At 68.5% G+C, this 21052-nt stretch carries 21 protein-coding genes and 1 pseudogene; 6 read left to right on the top strand and 16 right to left on the bottom strand.

Going from position 1 to position 21052, the window contains the following annotated elements; all coding sequences use genetic code 11:
- Positions 1–2: 2 nt before the first annotated feature.
- Entirely contained in the window at positions 3–3569 is a 3567-nt protein-coding gene (gene dnaE / locus HQ325_RS19060) for a DNA polymerase III subunit alpha (RefSeq protein ID WP_222631774.1), read from the bottom strand.
- 41 nt (positions 3570–3610) lie between these two features.
- Entirely contained in the window at positions 3611–4510 is a 900-nt protein-coding gene (gene rarD, locus HQ325_RS19055; protein WP_222632586.1) for an EamA family transporter RarD, read from the bottom strand.
- 107 nt (positions 4511–4617) lie between these two features.
- On the opposite strand from rarD, the pseudogene HQ325_RS22905 reads away from it, so the two are divergent.
- Both HQ325_RS22905 and HQ325_RS22665 read left to right on the top strand, forming a co-directional pair.
- Positions 4618–4752: pseudogene (locus HQ325_RS22905) on the top strand (DUF2256 domain-containing protein); the annotation flags it as partial.
- On the top strand, positions 4735–5022 hold the full coding sequence (locus HQ325_RS22665; RefSeq protein WP_308014769.1) for a DUF3253 domain-containing protein: 288 nt from the start codon (positions 4735–4737) through the stop codon (positions 5020–5022). The pseudogene HQ325_RS22905 and the gene HQ325_RS22665, both read left to right, overlap by 18 nt.
- 11 nt (positions 5023–5033) lie before the next feature.
- On the opposite strand, the gene HQ325_RS19045 is transcribed toward HQ325_RS22665, so the two are convergent.
- Entirely contained in the window at positions 5034–5801 is a 768-nt protein-coding gene (locus tag HQ325_RS19045; protein WP_308014673.1) for an MBL fold metallo-hydrolase, read from the bottom strand.
- Between the two features lie 186 nt (positions 5802–5987).
- Here HQ325_RS19045 and HQ325_RS19040 point away from each other — a divergent pair, with 186 nt between their 5' ends.
- Positions 5988–6641 (top strand): hypothetical protein, encoded by a 654-nt coding sequence (locus tag HQ325_RS19040; RefSeq protein ID WP_231476323.1) that lies wholly within the window; start codon positions 5988–5990, stop codon positions 6639–6641.
- 13 nt (positions 6642–6654) lie between these two features.
- On the opposite strand, the gene HQ325_RS19035 is transcribed toward HQ325_RS19040, so the two are convergent.
- Positions 6655–6819 carry a hypothetical protein gene (locus HQ325_RS19035; RefSeq protein WP_374107242.1) on the bottom strand — a complete coding sequence of 55 codons (165 nt, stop codon included), beginning with the start codon at positions 6817–6819 and terminating at the stop codon, positions 6655–6657.
- Positions 6820–6887: 68 nt separating this feature from the next.
- Entirely contained in the window at positions 6888–7541 is a 654-nt protein-coding gene (locus HQ325_RS19030; protein WP_374107258.1) for a vancomycin high temperature exclusion protein, read from the bottom strand.
- Positions 7542–7633: 92 nt separating this feature from the next.
- On the opposite strand from HQ325_RS19030, the gene HQ325_RS19025 reads away from it, so the two are divergent.
- Complete coding sequence (locus tag HQ325_RS19025; RefSeq protein ID WP_222631769.1) at positions 7634–8224, top strand: CHAP domain-containing protein; 591 nt, start codon at positions 7634–7636, stop codon at positions 8222–8224.
- Between the two features lie 2 nt (positions 8225–8226).
- On the opposite strand, the gene HQ325_RS19020 is transcribed toward HQ325_RS19025, so the two are convergent.
- The 3 genes from HQ325_RS19020 to lspA are packed head-to-tail and all read right to left on the bottom strand — an operon-like array spanning position 8227 to position 10360.
- Entirely contained in the window at positions 8227–8853 is a 627-nt protein-coding gene (locus tag HQ325_RS19020) for a hypothetical protein (RefSeq protein ID WP_308014675.1), read from the bottom strand.
- 5 nt (positions 8854–8858) lie between these two features.
- The gene (locus HQ325_RS19015; protein WP_204868070.1) at positions 8859–9785 is read right to left on the bottom strand and encodes an RluA family pseudouridine synthase; all 927 of its coding nucleotides are present in this window, start codon (positions 9783–9785) and stop codon (positions 8859–8861) included.
- Positions 9782–10360, bottom strand: a complete 579-nt coding sequence (lspA, locus tag HQ325_RS19010) for a signal peptidase II (protein ID WP_308014676.1) — start codon at positions 10358–10360, stop codon at positions 9782–9784. The genes HQ325_RS19015 and lspA overlap by 4 nt, the downstream gene beginning before the upstream one ends.
- A 69-nt stretch (positions 10361–10429) precedes the next feature.
- Here lspA and HQ325_RS19005 point away from each other — a divergent pair, with 69 nt between their 5' ends.
- Positions 10430–11371 (top strand): hypothetical protein, encoded by a 942-nt coding sequence (locus HQ325_RS19005; RefSeq protein ID WP_222631767.1) that lies wholly within the window; start codon positions 10430–10432, stop codon positions 11369–11371.
- Entirely contained in the window at positions 11362–12120 is a 759-nt protein-coding gene (locus HQ325_RS19000) for a hypothetical protein (protein ID WP_222631766.1), read from the top strand. Before HQ325_RS19005 ends, HQ325_RS19000 begins: the two co-directional genes overlap by 10 nt.
- A gap of 62 nt (positions 12121–12182) precedes the next feature.
- Here HQ325_RS19000 and HQ325_RS18995 read toward each other — a convergent pair whose 3' ends face one another.
- The 8 genes from HQ325_RS18995 to HQ325_RS18960 all read right to left on the bottom strand — a co-directional run bounded on the left by HQ325_RS18995 (position 12183) and on the right by HQ325_RS18960 (position 21012).
- Positions 12183–12695, bottom strand: a complete 513-nt coding sequence (locus tag HQ325_RS18995) for a hypothetical protein (RefSeq protein ID WP_222631764.1) — start codon at positions 12693–12695, stop codon at positions 12183–12185.
- A gap of 321 nt (positions 12696–13016) precedes the next feature.
- Entirely contained in the window at positions 13017–13664 is a 648-nt protein-coding gene (locus HQ325_RS18990) for a cutinase family protein (RefSeq protein WP_222631762.1), read from the bottom strand.
- 231 nt (positions 13665–13895) lie between these two features.
- Positions 13896–14534, bottom strand: coding sequence for a hypothetical protein (locus HQ325_RS18985; protein WP_222631760.1), 639 nt, complete (start codon positions 14532–14534; stop codon positions 13896–13898).
- A gap of 138 nt (positions 14535–14672) precedes the next feature.
- On the bottom strand, positions 14673–15965 hold the full coding sequence (locus HQ325_RS18980; RefSeq protein WP_374107257.1) for a DNA polymerase IV: 1293 nt from the start codon (positions 15963–15965) through the stop codon (positions 14673–14675).
- Between the two features lie 55 nt (positions 15966–16020).
- Positions 16021–19188: an isoleucine--tRNA ligase gene (gene ileS / locus HQ325_RS18975; protein ID WP_222631758.1), complete on the bottom strand. Its 3168-nt coding sequence runs from the start codon at positions 19186–19188 to the stop codon at positions 16021–16023.
- Positions 19189–19433: 245 nt separating this feature from the next.
- A complete protein-coding gene (locus HQ325_RS18970) occupies positions 19434–19592 on the bottom strand; it encodes a hypothetical protein (RefSeq protein WP_027505858.1) in 159 nt (52 codons plus the stop codon).
- A gap of 64 nt (positions 19593–19656) precedes the next feature.
- Positions 19657–20517, bottom strand: coding sequence for a DivIVA domain-containing protein (locus tag HQ325_RS18965; protein ID WP_027505857.1), 861 nt, complete (start codon positions 20515–20517; stop codon positions 19657–19659).
- Positions 20518–20733: 216 nt separating this feature from the next.
- The gene (locus HQ325_RS18960) at positions 20734–21012 is read right to left on the bottom strand and encodes a YggT family protein (RefSeq protein WP_027505856.1); all 279 of its coding nucleotides are present in this window, start codon (positions 21010–21012) and stop codon (positions 20734–20736) included.
- Between the last annotated feature and the right edge of the window lie 40 nt (positions 21013–21052).

The raw sequence follows: 21052 nt of genomic DNA, 5'->3' as shown, positions 1-21052 counted from the left end.
CGTCAGACGGTGAGGCAGCCGGGTCCGAGCAGCGCCTTGAGATCGCCCATCAGCGCCGACGACGGTGTGACGCGCAGCTTCTCGTCCACCTTGAGCATGGTGACCCGGTCGCCACTGATGAGGCGCAGGTGCACGTCGGTGGTGCCGGGATGGCTGGCCAGCACCCGCTTGAGCGCCCCGACCTTGTCCGCGGTGCACTGACGCGTCGGCAAGCTGACGGCGACGGGCTTGGCGACACCGACGGACGACAGATCGGGAACCGCGATGTCGTTCGCGATGAGCGAGATCCGATCGTCCCGAGCCGACACCCTGGCCTTCACCAGCACCACGGCGTCCTCGGCGACGTCGGCCCCGAACACCGAGTACGCCTGCGGGAAGAACAGCACCTCGATACCGCCGGTGAGATCCTCGAGCTGGGCGGACGCCCAGGTCAGACCGTTCTTGTTCACCCGTCGGTTGACCGACGCCAGAATGCCGCCCACCGTGACCTGCGTGCCGTCCTTCAGACTGCCCTCGAGGATCGTGGGAATGGCGGTGTCCGACTGCGCGGCGAGCACGTGCTCGACCCCGTTCAGCGGATGCCCGGACACGTACAGCCCCAACATCTCCCGCTCCAGCGCGAGGCGGTGCTTGCTGTCCCACTCCTCGGCCGGGATCTTCACGTTGAAGACGGAGGTGATGGACTCGTCGGCGTCGACGCCGCCGAACAGGTCGAACTGGCCGATGGCCTCCGCCTTCTTGGTGCCGAGCACCGAGTCGATGGCGTCGGCGTGGATCAGCATCAGACCTTTGCGCGGGTGGTCGAGCGAGTCGAACCCACCGGCCTTGACGAGAGACTCGGTGACCTTCTTGTTGCAGGCGGTGGCGTCGATCTTGGCCAGGTAGTCGGAGAAGTCGGTGAACTTACCCTTCTCCTTGCGCGCCGCGATGATGGAGGCCACGACGTTGGCACCCACGTTGCGCACCGCGCCCATACCGAAGCGGATGTCCTCGCCCACCGAGGCGAAGTTGAGCTCGGACTCGTTGACGTCCGGCGGCAGCACGGTGATGCCGAGCCGCCTGCAGTCGGCGAGATAGATCGCCGCCTTGTCCTTGTCGTCGCCGACACTGGTGAGCAGTCCGGCCATGTACTCGGCCGGGTAGTTGGCCTTGAGATACGCCGTCCAGTAGGACACCAGCCCGTACCCCGCCGAGTGCGACTTGTTGAACGCGTAGCCGGCGAACGGGAGCACGGTGTCCCAGAGCGCCTTGATGGCGGCCTCGGAGAAATCGTTGTCCAGCATGCCCTGGCGGAATCCGGCGTACGCCTTCTCCAGCTCGGACAGCTTCTTCTTTCCCATGGCGCGCCGCAGCAGGTCGGCCTGGCCGAGCGAGTATCCGGCGACCTTCTGCGCCAGCTGCATGATCTGCTCCTGGTAGACCACCAGGCCGTACGTCTCGCCGAGGATGACCTTCAGCGGTTCCTCGAGTTCGGCGTGAATCGGCTTGACTTCTTGACGGCCGTTCTTGCGATCGGCGTAGTCGTTGTGCGAGTTCATGCCCATCGGACCGGGCCGGTAGAGCGCCAGGACGGCGACGATGTCCTCGAATCCGGTGGGCTGCATCTTGCGCAGCAGGTCTCGCATCGCGCTGCCGTCGAGCTGGAACACGCCGAGAGTGTCTCCGCGTGAGAGCAATTCGAACGTCGCCGGATCATCGAGAGGCAGGGCGTCGAGGTCGATGTCGATGCCACGATTGGCCTTGATGTTGTCGATGGCGTCACCGATGACCGTGAGGTTGCGCAGCCCCAGGAAGTCCATCTTCAGCAGGCCGATGGCCTCGCAGGACGGGTAGTCCCAGCCGGTGATGATGGCGCCGTCCTGCGGACGCTTCCACACCGGGATGGCGTCGGTGAGCGGCTCCGAGGACATGATGACCGCGCAGGCGTGGACGCCGGCGTTGCGGATCAGCCCCTCGAGACCCTTGGCCGTCTGGTAGATCTTCGCGACGTCGGGGTTCGAGTCGATCAGCGAGCGGACCTCGGTGGCCTCCTTGTACCGCTCGTGCGTCGGATCGGTGATGCCCGCGACCGAGATGTCCTTCGCCATCACGGGCGGGGGCAGCGCCTTGGTGATCTGGTCGGCGATGGCGAAGCCCGGCTGCCCGAACTGCACGCGGGCCGAGTCCTTGATGGCGGCCTTCGTCTTGATGGTGCCGAACGTGATCACCTGCGCGACACGATCACTGCCCCACTTCTCGGTGGCGTAGCGCACCATCTCGCCGCGTCGGCGATCGTCGAAGTCGATGTCGATGTCGGGCATGGAGACGCGCTCGGGATTGAGGAACCGCTCGAACAGCAGACCGTGCGGGAGCGGGTCGATGTTGGTGATGCCCATCGCGTAGGCGACGAGCGACCCGGCCGCCGAACCTCGACCGGGGCCGACGCGGATGCCGACCTCCTTGGCGTGGTTGATGAGGTCACCGACGACGAGGAAGTAGGCCGGGAAACCCATCTCGAGGATGACGCTGATCTCGTAGTCCGCGCGGGAGAGATACTCCTCCGTCGGACCGTCGGGGAACCGGCGGTGCAGGCCGTCCATGACCTCCTTGCGGAGCCAGGTGCCCTGCGTGTAGCCCTCCGGCACCGGGAACACCGGCATCCGGTCGCGGTGCTCCCACACCTCGTCGTAGGACTGGACGCGCTCGGCGATGAGCAGCGTGGAATCGCACGCACCCGGCACCTCGTCGTCCCAGAGGGCGCGCATCTCCTCCGCGGACTTGAGGTAGTAGCCGTCGCCGTCGAACTTGAACCGGGTGGGGTCGCTCAGCGTCTTGCCGGTCTGGATACACAGCAGCGCTTCGTGATTGACCGACGCGTCCTTGGTGACGTAATGGCAGTCGTTGGTCGCGAGCGGGGGGATGCCGAGCTGCTGCCCGATACTCAGCAGTCCTTCTCGCACCCGCCGCTCGATGGACAGACCGTGGTCCATCAGTTCGAGGAAGAAGTTGTCGGGGCCCCAGATCTCCTGCCACTTGGCCGCCGCCTCGAGCGCCTCACGCTCGTGGCCCAGGCGAAGCCGCGTCTGGATCTCGCCGGACGGGCAGCCGGTGGTGGCGATGATGCCCTCGGCGTGGTTGGCGATGATCTCCTCGTCCATGCGCGCCCACTTGCCCAGCTGTCCTTCGGTGGACGCGAGGGACGACAGCTTGAACAGGTTGCGCAGACCCGTCGCGTTCTCCGCCACCATCGTCATGTGCGTGTACGCGCCGCTGCCCGAGACGTCGTCCGACTTCTGGCTGCGGTCTCCCCACAGCACCCGCTTCTTGGTGAAACGGGACTCCGGGGCGACGTAAGCCTCGATCCCGATGATGGGCTTGACCCCGGCCTTCTTGGCCTCGTTGTAGAACTCACTGGCCCCGTACATGTTGCCGTGGTCGGTCATCCCGACCGCGCTCATCCCCAGGCGCTGGGCCTCCGCGAACATCGGCGCGATCTTCGCCGCCCCGTCCAGCATGGAGTACTCGGTGTGATTGTGGAGATGAACGAAGTCCGACACGGGAGCCACTCTAGGTCGTCGGGCCGACAACATTCTCCGCACACGCGGCGTGTGACGACTGTGACGGATGAGGACTAGCGCGGGGTGTCCGCGGACGCCGCCTCGACCGGCACCGACGCCACGCGATGCGCCCGCAGACGCCGCACGGAGTCGACCGTGAAGATCGCCAGCGCGCACCAGATGAGTGCGAAACCGATCCACCGCGACGCGGGCATGTCCTCGTTCAGCACCAGCACTCCCCACGCGAGCTGCAGGCCCGGTGTCAGGTACTGCAGCAGACCGAGGGTGACCAACGGCAGCTTCTGCGCGGCGACCCCGAACAGCAGCAGCGGCAGTGCGGTGACGGGCCCGGCGAGGACGAGCAGCAGGGCGTGCGGCACCCCGAGCGAGAGGGCGCTCGCTCCCCCGGTGACGCCCAGCACCACCAGGTAACCGATCGCGATCGGCGCTCCCACGAGCCCCTCCGCGGTCAGCGACGTGGTGGGTTCGAGTCGGACCACCTTCTTCATGACGCCGTAGAGCGCGAACGAGAAGGCCAGGGTGAGGGCGATGACGGGAGGCCGTCCGTAGTCGACGGTGAGCACGACCACCGCGACGAAGGCCAGCGCGAGGGCCGCGATCTGCGCGCGCCCCAGCCGCTCCCGGAACACCACGACGCCGAGCAGGACGCTGACGAGCGGATTGACGAAGTATCCCAGGGCCGCCTCGACCACCCGGTCCTGGGAGACCGCGTAGATGTACACGCCCCAGTTGATCGAGATGAACGCCGACGACAACGCCACCACACCCCACGTGCGCGCCGGGAGACCGCGCAGCGTGGACAGGCGTCCCAGCACCGCCAGGACGACGAGCATGAGCACCAGCGTCCACACGATGCGGTGCGCGAGGACCTCGACCGGTCCGGCGAAGGACAGCACGCCGAAGAAGGCCGGGAACAGTCCCCACAGTCCGTACGCACCGACACCGCTGGCCATGCCGACGCTGGAGGACGACCGGGGAGCTCCATCGCGCCGGGAGCCGAGAGAGGACGTGAGACTGCGCACGCGCTCACGCTATCCCCGACCGGTGCACAATCGACGAGGTGGCACACAGGAAGAAGGCACCGAGCGGCGAGGCCGAGGCTCGGGCGGACAAGACCTGCGTCGTCTGCGGTCGACGGATCGAGTGGCGCAAGAAGTGGGAACGCGACTGGGACTCGGTGAAGTACTGCAGCGACGCCTGTCGACGCACCGGCTCCGCGGGAGCCGACGACGGTCTCGAGGACGCGATCCGGCGGCTGCTCGACAGTCGCGCTCGCGATTCGTCGATCTGTCCCTCCGACGTGGCTCGCACCGTGGCGCCGGACGACTGGCGGCCCCTGATGGAACCCGTCCGCCGCGCTGCCCGCCGTCTCGTCGCCTCGGGCGAGGCGGAGATCACGCAGGGCGGGAACGTGGTCGACCCGTCGACGGCCAAGGGCCCCATCCGTATTCGCCGCCCGCGCTGACGGCGACCGGTTCAGGCGCGGGCGGACCGTACTCGCCGCACCGCGTCGTCGACGGATCCGCGATGCACTCCCCCGTGTCCGGGAATCAGAACATCGGCGTCCAGGCCGACGAAGGCGTCGAGCGCGTCGAACTCCCGCGGCCGGTCGTGCGCGAACAGGGGCGGCAGCATCTGCGGTCCGGTCCGAACGCTCAGAGCGTGTCCCGTGATCAGAGCGTCACCGCTGAGAACGGCCCCCGCTCCCGGCACGTGATACCCCGTGTGACCGGACGTGTGTCCCGAGGTGTCGAGCGGCACCGGCCCGCAGGGGAGGTCCAGCGGCCCGCCCGGCACGGATCCGACGACGGAGTCGAAACCCTCGGCATCGGCGACGGCGCCCGATTCGGTTCCCCCCGCGCGGGCGATACGCACCGTCCACGCGAGTGCGCCGCGTCGCCAGACATTACGTGCCACGTCGAGCGGCGATGCCTGTTCGAGAAACTCGCGCCGAGCGTGCCGCGCCTCGGTGTCCGAGGTGAGCACCGGCGTGCCGTACGTCGAGGCGAAGTGGCCGGCGCCGCCGATGTGGTCGATGTGCGCGTGCGTCAGCAGGATCGCCCGCACGTCCTCCGGACGCCGACCGACACGACGGAGCGATTCGACGACCGCACCGACGTACCGCGGATATCCCGAGTCGACCAGCGTCACGTCCTCGCCGTCGACCAACAGTGTCCAGTTGACGTCCGGCCCGAACGCGACGTGGACGCCGTCGGCGACGGTCGTGACTTCGAGTGTGCTCACGACTGCCGAGTATGGACGGTCGGGAGCCCCGGGGGAAGACCGACGAGTCTGCTGACGCGACACGCCGATGACACGACCGAGCGGAGCCGGGTGTGTCATGACGTTGGTCACCGACGACGCGAAAAGCACGAGGCGACAGCCGCTCCCGCTCCTCGGGCCTCGTGTCGTGCACTACGCTGGTTCGACGTGATCGACGATCGAAATCTCGGCTCCGGCGCCTCCTCCACGATGACCACCACCTCACCCCACGACACCGCTGCGGACGACACCCCCGTCACCCGGCGGTGGAGTCCCGGCGGCTGCGTGTGGTGCGGCAGCCGGACCGACATCGAGATCTACCGGGACGAGCCCCGGTGCGGTGAGTGCCGTGAACACGAGAACACGATCGACGCGGCGCGTCGCTTCATCGGCATGTACGGCCTGCGTCCCCTGGGCGGCGCGGTGACGTCCGACGACGACGAGGAACTCGAGCACCGCACCGCGGCTCGCAGTGCGCGTGCCGCTCTCGACCGGGTCCGCCTGCCGAAGCGTCCCGCGGCCGCCGACGTCCGGAAGGCCTCGGCCCGCGCCGGTGCGTCCGCCGCCGTCCGCACCACCCCGTCCCGCTCGGCGTCCTCAGCTCCGTCGGGTGCCGTCAGCACGGTGGACGTCGCCGTGCTCGCCGACCGCGTGACCGGTCTGCTCGAGCAGCTCACCGCCATCGAGGCCGGCATCGCCGACGCCGAGGCGTCGTCGGGTCTGCCCGCGCGTGCCCGGCTCAGCGACCTGCAGCGCCAGCGCGCCACCGTCATGTCGACACTGGCCGCGCTGGAGAAGGCCCGCCGCGGCAGCGCAGGCTGACCGACACGCTCGATCAGGCCGGCTGAACCTCACGCAGCTCACCGCTCGCCACGTCGAACACGAAGCCGCGCAACGACGTCGTCCGCGAGACGAACGGACTGAGCTCGATGCGCCGGAGCTGTTGCCGCACATCGGTGTCCAGGTCGCCGAACGCCTCGGCCGCCCGGGTCGGTTTCACGCCCACACCTCCGGCGATGTCGGTGGAAGCGGGAGCGGGAACAATGCCGCGCAGTCCGTGGTTCCGCGTCAGCCGATCTCGACGGCGCGGCGCACCGCGTCGGTCGGTGGCGACTGCACCGCGGGCGCGGAGCCGCGGAGCACGTCCAGCACGGCCTTGGGACGCGCGAGCATCTCGCGTACGAACTGCCGCAGCAGCGAGCGCCGGGAACAGTCGCAGAGCGCGACGACGCCGGCGGCGTCGATCCCCGCCGCTCGGCACAGAGCGACCGCACGTGCGGCATGGGTGTCCTGACTGACGATGAGGGCCGTCGACACTCCGTACGTCGCCACGGCAAGTCGACAGGTGTCGTGGGTCGTCAGTCCGTACGGGTCGGCCACGATGCGGTCGGGGTCGACGCCGCGGCGCACCAGGTAGCGCGTCATCACCTCCAGCTCGTCACCCGACGTGCCGGCGGCGTTGCCCGACAACAGAAGTGCGCGCACGGTACCGCGCCGCACCAGGTCGAGTGCCGCGTCGAGACGACCGGCGAGGAACGACGACGGTTCGCCGTCCTGGACCCTAGCGCCCAACACGATGGCGACGGGAGCGCTCGGCGCGGTGTCCGCCGTGTACAGCCGACCGTGGGACGAGGCGGCGATCCACGCCGCCGATCCGAGCACGACGACGAGCACCGCCGCGGCGGACCCGCCGACGGCACGGATCAGATGTCGGCGGCCCACACGTCTCATGACCCCAGTCCATCATGTGAGGGTTCCGTGAAGATCCGCGCCGCTGACCGGACCACGAGGGCCTGGCTCGGTAGCGTCGGAGCATGCCCACCACCACCCGCACACGCCGTACCGTCGCCGGCATCGTCGCCGTCGCGGTGGTCGCACTCGCGACGGTGCTGTGGACCGCGCCCGAGCGGTGGTACCCGTGGGACAGCGCCGATTTCCCGGCGGTCGACGCGTCCCTGTCTCCCACGCAGCAGCGCGTGCTCGAGGTGGTGGAGCGCGAGTATCGCGATCCCCGCCCTGCCACGTTCTACTCCGAGGGTGTCGACGAGGCCTGGTGCGCCGACTTCGTCAGCCACGTGATGCGGGAAGCCGGTCAGCCGTTCACCAATCCACACTCGGGTGGGTGGCGCATTCCCGGTGTCTACACGTTGACGGAGTACTACCAGGAGCGGGGCCGTTTCGCGCCGGTCGGCGACCACTCCCCCGCGGTCGGCGACGTCGTCCTGTACGAGTCGGGTGGGCCCGTCGGAGATCTGCTCCTCGGCCAGCACACCAACATCGTGGTCGCGGTGGACGGCGACACGGTCACGACCGTCGGCGGCAACGAGATGGGCGGGATCCGCATCCATGATCTGGACTGGGCGGGCGACTCCGCCGTGCTCGGATTCGGCCGTCTCGGGTCCTGAGGTCAGGAGGCGGGAACCGGGCCGTCGTCGGGCTGCACCGCGTCGCCGTCGCGTTCGGGATACAACGGTGCCACCGCGAACCGGCCGTAGACCGCGTCCCCCGGCAACGCCTCGACTGCGCGGATGCCGTCCCGGCCGGTGAGCGCGGCGAGCTCCGGGACACTTGCACGTACCAGAACACTTGCGACGCACACACAGTCGGCCTGCAGGCGGGAGCTCACCACGGTCGCGATCGCGTTCCCGCGCTCGTCGCGTCCGGGCGGAACCATGCCGGCGGCGAGGCGGACGGACGACGCGAGCACGGAGTCGGTGTCCGGCACCGGGACCACCACGAGCGGGGTCTGCACGCGGTCGATCGGCACGTGCACGTGGACGACCGAGACCCTGATTCCGTCGACGGTGGGCGCGATCTCGTCGGCACGCACCGACCGTGTGAAGGACACCAGCGCCCACCGATCTCCGTCGCCGGAGGGCGGGTCCACCCGAGCCACGTACTGCGCGGCGGTCTCCTCGTTGTCCGGACCGAGGGCGTCGGTGCGAACCGACGAAACACGGACCGGGTCGAGGACACCGAGCACGAGCACCGCGACGATCAGCGCGACGACCGACGCCGCGGACACGGCGCGCACGCGTCTCAGCCCGCTCTCAACACGTCCAGTGCGTGCTGCAGATCCGCCGGGTACGGGCTCGAGAACTCCACGTAGCGGCCGTCACCGGGATGAGTGAACCCGAGCGCGCGGGCGTGCAGCCACTGGCGTTCGAGGCCGAGTCGTTCGGCAAGGCGCGGATCGGCGCCGTAGGTCAGATCGCCGCAGCACGGATGCCGCAACGCCGAGAAGTGCACCCGGATCTGGTGAGTGCGCCCGGTCTCGAGATGCACGTCCAGCAGGCTCGCGGCCTGGAACGCCTCGACCGTGTCGTAGTGGGTGATGCTGGGCTTGCCGTCGGCCGTGACGGCGAACTTCCAGTCGTTGCTGCGGTGTCGTCCGATGGGCGCATCGACGGTTCCGCTGCTCGGGTCCGGATGTCCCTGCACCAGAGCGTGATAGCGCTTGTCGATGGTGCGCTCCTTGAAGGCGCGCTTGAGCACGGTGTAGGCATGCTCCGAGGTCGCCACCACCATCACACCGGACGTGCCCACGTCGAGACGGTGCACGATGCCCTGACGCTCGTGGACACCCGATGTCGAGATGCGGAATCCCGCGGCCGCGAGACCACCGATCACCGTCGGTCCCGTCCAGCCCACACTCGCGTGTGCCGCCACTCCGACCGGCTTGTCCACGACGACGATGTGGTCGTCCGAGTACAGGATCTCCATGCCCGGCACCGGCTGCGCCTCGATGGTCAACGGACGCGCGGGCTCGGGCAGCTCCACCTCGAGCCACGTGCCGCCGCCGAGGCGGTCGGACTTCGCCACAATGGAACCGTCGACCTGGACGGCACCCTCCTCGGCGAGGGTCGCGACGACGGTCCGCGACAACCCCAGCAGCCGAGCCAGTCCCGCGTCCACACGCATGCCGTCGAGCCCGTCCGGAACGGGCATCGACCGTGTCTCCCTCACGCCTTCTTCTCCGATTCGGTCGCCGCGGCATTCTCGGTGACCTCGTGGTCGTCGTTCTTGTCGTCCGTGCGGCGAGTCCCGTCCGGCTCGATCCCGAACAGCGTGATGATCACCAGCAGAACGGCACCGCAGACGATGGCGGAATCGGCGACGTTGAACACCGGCCACCAGCCGATGGACACGAAATCCACGACGTGGCCCTGCAGTGGGCCCGGGGAACGGAAGAACCGGTCGATCAGATTGCCCAGCGCGCCGCCCAGCACCAGGCCGAGGCCCACGGCCCACCAGCCGGAGCGGAGGGTGCGTCCGATGCGGATCACGCCCACCACGACGGCGACGGCCACCAGCGTCAGCAGCCAGGTCATGCCCGTGGCCATCGAGAACGCCGCGCCGGCGTTGCGCACCATGCGCAGGGTCACGGTGTCACCGATGATCTCGATCGGTCGACCGGGCTCGATGACGGCGACCGCGACGATCTTCGTGAGCAGGTCCAGGGCGAGCACGACCGCCGCGACAGCGAACAGCCGTCGGGTGCGTCGGGCCAGGGGTCGGTCCGGATTCTCCACGTCGGTCACGGCACCATTGTCCACTACCTGACCTCACCGCTCACCGGCCGCTCAGGATCCGACGCTAACCTCGGGCCCGTGACACTGCTCTCGACACGACCCCGCAGACGCTCCACCACCCTCGTCGCCGCGGCAGCGGTCACCGTCGTCCTCTCGCTCGGGGCGTGCGGGACCGACACCGACGTACCCGCGACCGAGGAGCTGACGCCCAGTACGTCCGCGGTCACCCTCCCGGTCTCCGCCGTCACCACCACGCTGGTCGATGCCGGAGCCGAGCCGCGGGCCGTCGTCGCCGCGGCCCCGTCGGAGACCGAGCAGACCGCGACACTCGTCGCCGAATCGACGATCAGCCAACAGATCGACGCGGCCGAGGCACAGGACTTCTCGACGCCGCCGCTGACGCTGCCCATGACAGCGACCTCTCGGACGGCCGCCGGAAGCGACGGCCTCCAGGTCGACATGACGCTCGGCGCGGCGACCACGTCGGACGCCACCCTGCAGGCGAGCCTCGGACCCACGGCGGGATCCTCCGCGGGCTTCGCGACCACCGCGTCGGGTGCCGTCACCGCGCTCACCATCGACCCGTCGCCGGACGCTCAGGACATCGCCCGATCAGCCGTCGAGCAGGCGCTGTCGCAAGCGGTGTACCGCGCCGTCCCGTTCCCGGCGGAACCCATCGGCGTCGGCGCGAGATGGACCGTCACCCAGGAGGTCGTCAGCGGGATCTCGCTGCTGCAGACGACAACGGTGACACTCACCTCGTTCGACGACGGCGTCGCGACGGTCGACGTCGCCGTGACCCAGTCGCCGGAGGAACCGATCTGGCAGCTGCCCGACGAGCAGGGCACCCTGAACATCGAGTCGTTCGTCATGGCCGGCCAGGGACAGCTCCGTATCGATCCGGCAAGGCCACTTCCGCTGGGCGGCACCGTGACCGTCGGCGGCGATCAGGTCTACCGGGACGCGAACAGCCAGACGACGTTGAAGCAGACCACCAGCAACACGGTGACGTGGAGCTGAGGCGACTGAGTGCGGCTGCGGCAGCACTCGCGGTGGTGCTCGTCGGATGCGGCACCGACCGGGACGCCGGCGATGCACCGAGCGACGCCGCGCCCGAGGCGCCCACCGTCGGGCTCCCGGCCTTCACCCCTGTCCCGCCGCCGTCGGCCACCACGGGCGCCGGCCCGATCACCGACAGTGCTCTGCTCGCCGGGCGGTTGCTGAGCATCGCTGATCTCCCACCCGGCTACACCGGGTACGACCTGCCACCGCTGGACACGAGTGCGCCCGGAGCGACCGCGGAGGATCGATCGAGCACCGACCCCGCCGAATGCGCCGCGGTGCTGGCACCGATCGCCACTCAGGTACCTGGCGTCATCAGCGCGGCGTCCGTCTCCTACGGCGGGCCCGACTTCTCGTCGATCGACCAGGACGCCGCGAGCTACGACGGTTCCGGCGCACTCACGGCATTCGCGGCCGTTCAGGACTCCCTCACGAGATGCGCGACCTTCAGTGGGACGGACGCCGACGGTGTACGAGTGGACTACCGAGTCGGCTCCTCGACCCTGCTCACGGACGTTCCCCCGATGGGCGACGCATCCGTCGCGGTGCGACTCGCGGTGAGCAGTGACGGCGTCGCCCTGACGACGGACGCGATCCTCACCGTCTCCGGATCGACCGTCACCCAACTGGTGGCCACCGGAACGGAGCCGGTCGATCCCGACCTGGTGCGGACGCTCGCGCGCACCGCCGCCGATCGATTGCGCTGAGACACGACGACGCCGGCACCACCCGAAGGTGATGCCGGCGTCGTGTGGTCGGTACTGCGGTGTCAGGCGGTGCAGGCCGGGGAGGTCAGCTGTGCCAGCGACACGATCGCGCAGGCGTTGTCCTTCGACAGCTTCCACTCGCCGTCCTCGGCCACGTAGGCGACCTGGAGCGGGTTGACCTGGCCACCGAGGTCGATGGTGGCGTTCGAGCTCAGGGTGCCGTCGCCCAGATCCGTGACGTCGAGAACCTGAATCTTGGCGTTGTTCACGCGAGCGGCCTCGGCGACCTTGTTGATGAGCTCCGGATCGGCTTCCGCGCCCTGCACGTACTGAATCTTCTGCTCGAGCGGCACGTTGGGATCAAGGCTCTCCTGCAGGCGCGTGTTCAGCTCCTCGGCGGTGGGAACCGGGGGGAGATCGGACGGTGCCTCGGCGACTGCGCTGGAGGTGGTGGCTGCCGACGTGGTGGCGTCCGTGGTGCCGCCGTCCTCGCCGCTGCTGCACGCCGTCATCGTCAGGGCGGCGGCGACTGCCATGCCTGCCACCAGTGCGCGTCCGGTACGGGGAAGCTTCACGTGTACGTCCTTACATCTCGTGAGTTGACTCGGTATCGAGCGTCGGGCCAGACCTTACCGACCAGTTCTGAGGAAACGGTAAAGCTCGTCCCACCCTCGAGAGGGGTCACAGGGTGAGCGGCGCCGGCCGGCGCGGTGGTTGCCGGTGGCCACCGCGCGCACCGCACGGGGTAGCGCGCACTCTGCATCCTGCGCAGAACACCGCGCGCTGCGCACGGGGCGAACCCCTGGCCGGGTGGAGGATGCCGGGTTCGGCGCCGAACCCGCATGCATCGCGCGCATTCAGCCCACCGAGGTCCGATCAGTCGAACACTGAACGATTCAGCTGATTCGGGAGGCTGCGAATGTCGCGCCCTGACCCGCGCTGCCATTGCTCGCGTAGGTGAGATGCGCAAAGGAATTGAATCCGCCGATCTGGCACACCGGGTCTCCGAAGTTGCAGAAACTGCGAGCGCGCGGGCCGTAGGTGCCGCTCGCGGACTCGATGGTCCTCCCGGTCAGACCGAACGGGTTGCCGAACACGACGACGGCCTCGACCCTGTCGGCGACGCCGGCGGGCAGCACGGAACCGGTGACACTGCTCGGGGTGCGCAGGCCCACGGCATTGGTGACCACAGTGGCACCCTGCGAATACCCACCGATGATGAATTGTGTTGCTGGACATGCTGCTGCGACGGAGGTCACGTGCGCGACCAGGTCACGCGAGCCGGGCCCGGCGCTTGCCTGCGAGAAGTCGGCAGCGTAGTTCACGGCGTAGGTGCTGACGGACCGTCCGGCGAGCGTGGAGGTGACACTGCTGGTGAAAGGTCCACCGGTGATGCCGAGTCCGGGCAGTTCACCGGTCCCGCGTGCGAACGAGACGTCGACGTCCGCACACGGCGCCGCGGTGGCCACAGCGTTGGGAACGACCAGGGCCGCAGCGGCGACAGATGCCGCCGCACACACCCGAGCGAGAAGTCTGACATTCATGACGCGCCTTTCCGCGAGGGTGAGTGGACTCGGTCACAGTAACGGACGGAAATGTCGGGTGACAGTACTTGTTCGCACACATCACGATTGCACGAACGCATTTTTCGCATATCACCGAAAACGCCGAGGACACGGGAGGAACGAGCGCGGAAGACCGTCACGACGAGCAGTTCGGAAGCCGAAACCTCCTCGTGTCGTCCCGGGCGTCGACACATGCTGCCGACACACCGCTCAGACGTCGAGAACGGCTCGGGCCTGGAGGGCCACCGTGCGATCCGCCGCGAACGCCGCCGCCCGCAGCATTGCCGACGCCGCGTGGGCGTCGACCCGGTGACGACCGACGAGGACACCGATGGCGGTGTCGATCAGGTCGCACTCACCGCCCGGATCCGCTGGTACGCCTGCAAGACCGGAGGCCACCACCTCGTCACCCAGCACATCGGCGAGCCTGCCGACTGCCGCCACGGTCCTCTCGTCGGGTGGGAGGAGGGGACCGCGTCCATGGCACTGCAGGGTGCCGACCCGGCTGGTCGCTCCGAGGGCGACGGTCCGGACCCATCGCACTCCCGCCTCGGTCAGAGCGTCGACCAGCAGTGGCCATCGCGCACGATCCGACGCGGAGTCGACCGACACGCTGTGCATTCGACCGTCCGCCATGGTCTCCGCGTGCGGCCCCTCGCCCAGGAGGTACTGCAGATCCGCCAGCTGCACGGCATCATCGCCGGTCGGATACAGCACGCGCCTGCTGTCCGGGGCGTGCATGGAGGTGAGCACGGCGGTCGCTCCGTCCGCGTGCAGGAGATCGGCGCAGACCGCGACCCACTCGGCCCCGCGCAGTCCGGCGAGGGGGTGCCGCTGATCGCTCACCATGGGCGCGACGTGCAGAGTGTGAATCCGGTGTCGGGCACGAGCACTCCTCGCCGAACGGGTGCGGCGACGTACGCCACAGTCACGCGTATTCGGCGGTGCGCGCCCCGTGGATGGGTCGCAGCACTCGATCCGTGAGCCTCAGGCCAGACTCTCCATGGGATCCGCCACCGCGAGGTGTTCGTCGTCTCCGGAGAAGGTCCGCGCCACCCCGGGGCCCGTGCTCCGCGTCTCGAACCGCACGGTCACCACGTCGTGCCCGGCGCCCTGCACCCACCCGTGCCCGTACTCGTCGTGTCGGACGTCGAGACCCGGCCGCCAGAGCAGAACGTCGCTGGTGACGACCGGGGCCGGTTCCGCCGCGGTGACCGAGGAGTCGACGTCGAGACCCTCCTGGTCGAGTTCGGGGAACAGCGATTCCTGCCGGACGGTCGACAGGCCGGCGAGGCCCACACCCACGAGACGGATACTGCCGAGCTCGCGCGGGTCGAGAGCCTGTCGTTGCGCGGTGGCCACGATCGTCGCCAGATCGACCGTCGCGTACGGCAGCGTGGCCGAACGGGTCACGATGCTCATGTCGGACTTGCGGAGCTTGAGGACGACGGTGCGGGCCGCCCGTCCGTCCTTCATCAAGCGGGTGTGGGCGGCCTCCGCGCTCGCGACGATGGCGGATCGCAACCCGCCCATGTCGACGATGTCGGTGGCGAAGGTGGTCTCGGCGCTGACCTGTTTGGACTCTGCACGTTCCGCCACGGGACGATCGTCGAGGCCGCGTGCGAGACGGTGGAGGCTGGGGCCGACGGCGGCGCCGAGCACGGACGCCGCCTCCGCCTCCGGCATCGCAGCGAACGCACCGACCGTGTGCACTCCCAGTCGGCGAAGCTTGTCCTCGGCCACCGGCCCGATGCCCCACAGCTTCCGCACCGGCAGGGTCTCGAGCAGACCTCCCTGGTCCGCCGGGGAGACCACCCGGATGCCGTCCGGCTTGGCCAGACCCGATCCGATCTTGGCGATCTGCTTGCCCGCTCCGGCTCCGATGGAGGCCACCAGACCGGACGCGTCCAGCACCGCAGCACGAAGCGCGGCGCAGAACTCCTCGACCTCGGCGGCAGTCGCTCCCGCCAGCTCCGCCGGCTCCCCGAACGCCTCGTCGAGCGAGAGCTGTTCGATGACCGGCACCGAGCGCCGCACGGTGTCGAAGACGACGGTGCTGAGAGCCGAGTAGACCTTGCCTCGGGGCGGCACCACCACCGCACCGGGCCCGACGAGGCGCCGAGCCTGGTGCATCGGCATCGCCGACCGGGCACCGAACACACGTGCCTCGTAGCTGCATCCCGCCACGACACCTCGACCGCCGCCACCGCCGACGAGCACGGGCCGACCTCGCAACGTCGGCCGGGTGAGCTGCTCGACCGACGCGAAGAACGCGTCCATGTCGAGATGCAGCACCCAGCGTCTGCTGCGCTCGGCCGACCCGCCGCTCACACCGTCAGGCCTTCACCAACGATGCCCGCACTCCGTCGCCGAGATCGACTGCTGCCGATCCAGGATCGCCGACCTGCAGATCGGTGGCCAGGATCTCGCCGGCGATGAGATCCCGGTGCGTGTCGAACCAGGACCGGCGCTCGGCGGGAACGTCGACCGTCACCGCGATGCGGTCGGACACGTCCAGACCCGCCGTGCGTCGGGCGTCCTGGAACTCGCGGATGCGATCCTTGGCCCACCCCTCGGCCTCGAGCTCCTCGGTGACCTCCGAGTCGAGTACGACGAGACCGGCGTTACCCGGCAGTGCTGCCGTCGACTCCGGTTCCGCCGCGACGAGGCGACGGGTGAACTCCTCGGGAAGCAGCTCGAGTCCGGCCGCCGTGACGACCCCGTCGGTCTCGCTCCACTCCCCTGCCTTGACCGCCTTGATGACCGTCTGCACCTGCTTGCCGAGACGCGGACCGGCCACGCGGGCGTTGACGACGAGCTCGAAACGGCCGTGCACGTCGACGTTCTCGGTGAGATCGACACGCTTGACGTTCACCTCGTCGGCGATGAGGTCCGCGAACGGGCGCAGCCGCTCGGCGTCGTCGGCGGCGACGGTGAGCTCCTGCAGCGGCAGGCGGACACGCAGGTTCTTCGCCTTGCGCAGCGACAATGCCGCACCGCAGACGGTGCGGACCTCGTCCATCGCCGCGACCAGCTCGGGATCGGCCGGCAGCTCGGTACCGACCACCGGCCAGTCCGCGAGGTGCACGGAGCGCCCACCGGTGAGTCCCCGCCAGACGACCTCGCTGACGAGCGGGAGCATCGGTGCCGCGACGCGGGTGAGCACCTCGAGCACCGTGTGGAGGGTGTCGATCGCGTCGGCGTCCTCGTTCCAGAAGCGCTGACGAGAGCGCCGCACGTACCAGTTGGTCAGAGCGTCGCAGAACTGACGCAACTCGTCGCAAGCCCCCGCTATGTCGACCGCCTCCAACGCCTCGGTGATGACGCGCGTGGTCCCGGCCAACTTGGCCAGGATGTAGCGATCGAGCACGTTGGTGGAATCGGTCCGCCACGTCCCCGGCTTCGACGCGTACAGCTGCAGGAAACTCCACGCGTTCCACATCGGCAGCAGTGCCTGCCGCACACCCTCGCGGATGCCTTGTTCGGTGACGATCAGGTTGCCGCCCCGCAGGATCGGGGACGACATGAGGAACCACCGCATGGCATCGGAGCCGTCGCGGTCGAACACCTCGTTGACATCCGGGTAGTTGCCCTTGGACTTGCTCATCTTGAGCCCGTCCTCGCCCAGCACGATGCCGTGCGCCGCGACCGTGCGGAAGGCGGGCCGGTCGAACAGCGCGGTCGCCAGGACGTGGAGGGTGTAGAACCACCCGCGCGTCTGACCGTTGTACTCCACGATGAAGTCGCCCGGGTTGTGAGCCGGGGTGGAGTCGGTGCCGTCGAACCACTGCGCGTTCTCGAACGGGTAGTGCACCTGGGCGAACGGCATCGAGCCCGACTCGAACCAGCAGTCCAGCACCTCGGGGACCCGGCGCATGACGGACTCACCCGTGGGGTCGTCCGGGTTGGGACGGGTCAGCTCGTCGATGAAGGGCCGGTGCAGATCGGTCGGACGGACACCGAAGTCGGCCTCGATCTGGTCGAGGCTGCCGTACACGTCGGTACGCGGATAGGCGGGATCGTCGGACACCCACACCGGGATGGGGCTGCCCCAGTAACGATTACGGCTGATGTTCCAGTCGCGCGCACCTTCGAGCCACTTGCCGAACTGTCCGTCGCGGATGTGCTCGGGCACCCAGGTGATGTCCTGGTTCAGCTCGACCATGCGGTCTCGGAAACTGGTCACGGAGACGAACCACGACGGGACCGCCATGTAGATCAGCGGCTGACCGGAGCGCCAGCTGTGCGGGTACGAGTGCTCGATCGTCTCGTGGCGCACCAGCTTTCCCGATGCTTTGAGGTCCTTGATGATGACCGGATTCGCATCGAAGATCATCAGACCCTCGTACGGCGGCACCATCGCGGTGAACTTGCCGCCCGCGTCGAGCGGCTGGACCACCTCGATGCCGTTGGCCGTCGCGACATCCATGTCCTCCTCACCGAAAGCCGGGGCGAGGTGAACGATTCCGGTGCCGGAGTCGGTGGTCACATAGTCGGCCGACAGCACACGGTGGCTGTTCTCGTGACCGAGGAAGAAATCGAACGGCGGCGCGTAGGCGAGACCGATCAGATCGGCACCGGTGTGTTCGGACACCACCACGGGCTCGTCGCCGAACTCACGGGCGTAGTGCGACACCCGATCTCGGGCGAGCACGACACGGCCGCCCGCGCCGTCCTCGATCTGCACGTAGTCGATGTCGGGGCGTACGGCCATCGCCAGGTTGGACGGCACGGTCCACGGGGTGGTGGTCCAGATCAGTGCGTCCGCACCGTCGAGCGGGGAGTCGGGCGCGCTCAACGTCATCCGCACCGTGACCGCTGGGTCCTGACGCATCTTGTAGGCGTCGTCGAGCCTGGTCTCCTGGTTCGACAGCGGCGTCTGCTCGTACCAGCTGTAGGGCAGCACGCGGAAACCCTGGTACACCAGGCCCTTGTCGTGCAGCTCCTTGAACGCCCACATGACCGACTCCATGAAGTCCAGGTCGAGCGTCTTGTAGTCGTTGTCGAAGTCCACCCACCGCGCCTGACGCGTGACGTAGTCCCGCCACTCGCCGGTGTACCGCAGTACGGATTGCTTGCAGTACGCGTTGAACTCCGCCAGACCCATCGTGTCGATCTGGCTCTTGTCGGTGATGCCGAGCTGCTTCTCCGCCTCGAGCTCCGCGGGAAGACCGTGACAGTCCCAGCCGAACCGTCGCTCCACCTTGCGTCCGCGCATGGTCTGAAAACGCGGGATCAGGTCCTTCACGTAGCCGGTGAGGAGATGGCCGTAGTGCGGGAGGCCGTTGGCGAAGGGCGGCCCGTCGTAGAAGACGAACTCGTCGGCGTCGGCACGGGCGTCGACGCTGGCACGGAACGTGCCGTCCGCGTCCCAGTGCGCGAGGACCTGCTGCTCGAGAGCTGGGAAATCGGGACTGCCGGACTCCGAGGCGTACCGGACGCGCGGGTAACCGGCGTCGGGTGTGGTGGTGTCGTCGGTGGTGGTGTCGTCGGTGGTGGTCATGGCTGCGGTGCTCCTGTGCCCGTTCGATGCGGCACGGGGACGACGACCGGCGCTCTGTGCCGGGAGCCGCGGTACCACCCCGCTTGGCCGCCGAGGCGACCCACTCTCCGAACGAGCTGTGACGGGCTCGACCCGTCCGGTTCTACTGAGCACCGACCCGTGCGGGCCGAGACCGTTCTTCCGGACAGCTCCCCGGTGATGGCCGGATCATCGCTGCAACTACCTGTACTACGACGTGCGAGAGTCTACCGCCGCCGGCCCGCGAGGGCGCCGGCGAGCAGGAGGACCGCCCCCACGAGACACACCGCGATGCAGGCCCAGGCCCACACCACGGATCCCGTGACGAGCGAGACTACGAGTAACGCGAACCCGACGCCCGCCAGAACCAGCGTCAGAACAAGCACGCACTCATCCGATCACCCTCGATCCCCCCGCTGGTCCCCCCGGAACAGCCTCGACGAGGACGGATCAGTTGTTGCCCTTGGCGTACGACTGTCCGAAGTTCGACGACTGGCCGTTGTCCTTGCTGAACGGATCCTGACCGCTGTCGACCGGCAGTGCGGACGAGCGCTGATCGAGCTCCTGCAGCTGCGACTCGAGGTAGGACTTCAGGCGGACCCGGTACTCGCGCTCGAACGTCTTGAGGCGCTCGATGCGCTCCTCGAGGACCGAACGCTGCTGGTTGATGGTCGCCATGATCTCGGTGTGCTTGCGCTCGGCGTCGCTCTCGAGCGCGTCGGCCTTCTCCTTGGCCTGACGCAACTGGGTCTCCGACCGCGTCTGCGCGTCGGACAACAGTGCATCGGCCTTCTGGCGAGCCTCGGACACGAGCGACTCGGCACGGCTCTGCGCCTCGCTGACGAGACGGTCCGAGTTGGCGCGAGCACTGCCGAGCAGCTGCTCGGACTCGGTCTTCGCGTCACCGGTGAGGCGATCGGCCATCTCCTGGGCGAGACCCAGGATCTTGGCGGCCTGCATGTTGGAGTCGCCCGCGGACGACGCTGCGGCGGGGGCAGGAGCCGGTGCCGGAGCGGCCTGGACGACCGGCGCCGGCTTGGCAGGCTCCGGACGCGGCGCCGGTGCCGGAGTGGGAGCAGGCGCGGGGGCAGGGGTGCTCTGACGCGACGCTGCCGAGCTCTTGGCCTCGGCGAGATCCTGATCGAGCTCTCCGACCCGCTGACGCAGGTCGGCGTTCTCCTCGATCAGGCGCGACAGCTCCTGTTCGACGAGATCGAGAAATGCATCGACCTCGTCCTCGTTGTATCCGCGCTTACCGATGGGCGGCTTGCTGAACGCGACGTTGTGCACATCGGCGGGAGTCAGCGGCATGGAAGGGTCCCTTCACGCGTCTCGAGAGCGGTGGAGCATCGACAAGCGATGTACGCGAGCATTCGTTCGATCAACAATGACAGTGGCACCCGGCTGCCGTAGTGCGAGCAACCAGGACATTCAGTTATATCGCACAACGAGCGATGGTCACTCATCGTGCACCTTCGAGCAACATTCTGTCACACGGGACACTGTCGCCGTCGACGGAACTCGCTGTCAGCCGACGCCCTGCACGACCCGCATCAGGATGAAGACGATGAAGAGCAGCACCATGATGGACAGGTCGAGCCGGACACCGCCCAGATTCAGTGGCGGGATGATGCGCCGCAGCAGCTTGACCGGCGGATCGGTGACCGTGAAGATCGCTTCGAGTACGACCACGACCACACCCGTCGGACGCCAGTCACGTGCGAAGGATCGGATGAACTCGACGATGATCCGGCCGATGAGCAACAGCCAGAAGACGAAGAGGATGAAGTACAGGACCGCGAACACTCAGCTCACCGTCCTGCGAGACGCAGGAGAGACCGACACC

The organism is Rhodococcus sp. BP-349, from assembly GCF_019835845.1.
In the GTDB taxonomy this organism is placed as follows: Bacteria; Actinomycetota; Actinomycetes; order Mycobacteriales; family Mycobacteriaceae; genus Rhodococcoides.
This window is presented reverse-complemented; position numbering and strand designations above follow the sequence as displayed.

Excerpts from the sequence above, each read along its gene's own strand:
- dnaE (WP_222631774.1), bottom strand. The coding sequence starts at position 3,569 with ATGTTGTCGGCCCGACGACCTAGAGTGGCTCCCGTGTCGGACTTCGTT.
- rarD (WP_222632586.1), bottom strand. The coding sequence starts at position 4,510 with ATGGCCAGCGGTGTCGGTGCGTACGGACTGTGGGGACTGTTCCCGGCC.
- HQ325_RS19025 (WP_222631769.1), top strand. The coding sequence starts at position 7,634 with ATGCCCACCACCACCCGCACACGCCGTACCGTCGCCGGCATCGTCGCC.
- HQ325_RS18990 (WP_222631762.1), bottom strand. The coding sequence starts at position 13,664 with ATGAATGTCAGACTTCTCGCTCGGGTGTGTGCGGCGGCATCTGTCGCC.
- HQ325_RS18985 (WP_222631760.1), bottom strand. The coding sequence starts at position 14,534 with ATGGTGAGCGATCAGCGGCACCCCCTCGCCGGACTGCGCGGGGCCGAG.
- HQ325_RS18980 (WP_374107257.1), bottom strand. The coding sequence starts at position 15,965 with ATGGACGCGTTCTTCGCGTCGGTCGAGCAGCTCACCCGGCCGACGTTG.
- ileS (WP_222631758.1), bottom strand. The coding sequence starts at position 19,188 with ATGACCACCACCGACGACACCACCACCGACGACACCACCACACCCGAC.
- HQ325_RS18965 (WP_027505857.1), bottom strand. The coding sequence starts at position 20,517 with ATGCCGCTGACTCCCGCCGATGTGCACAACGTCGCGTTCAGCAAGCCG.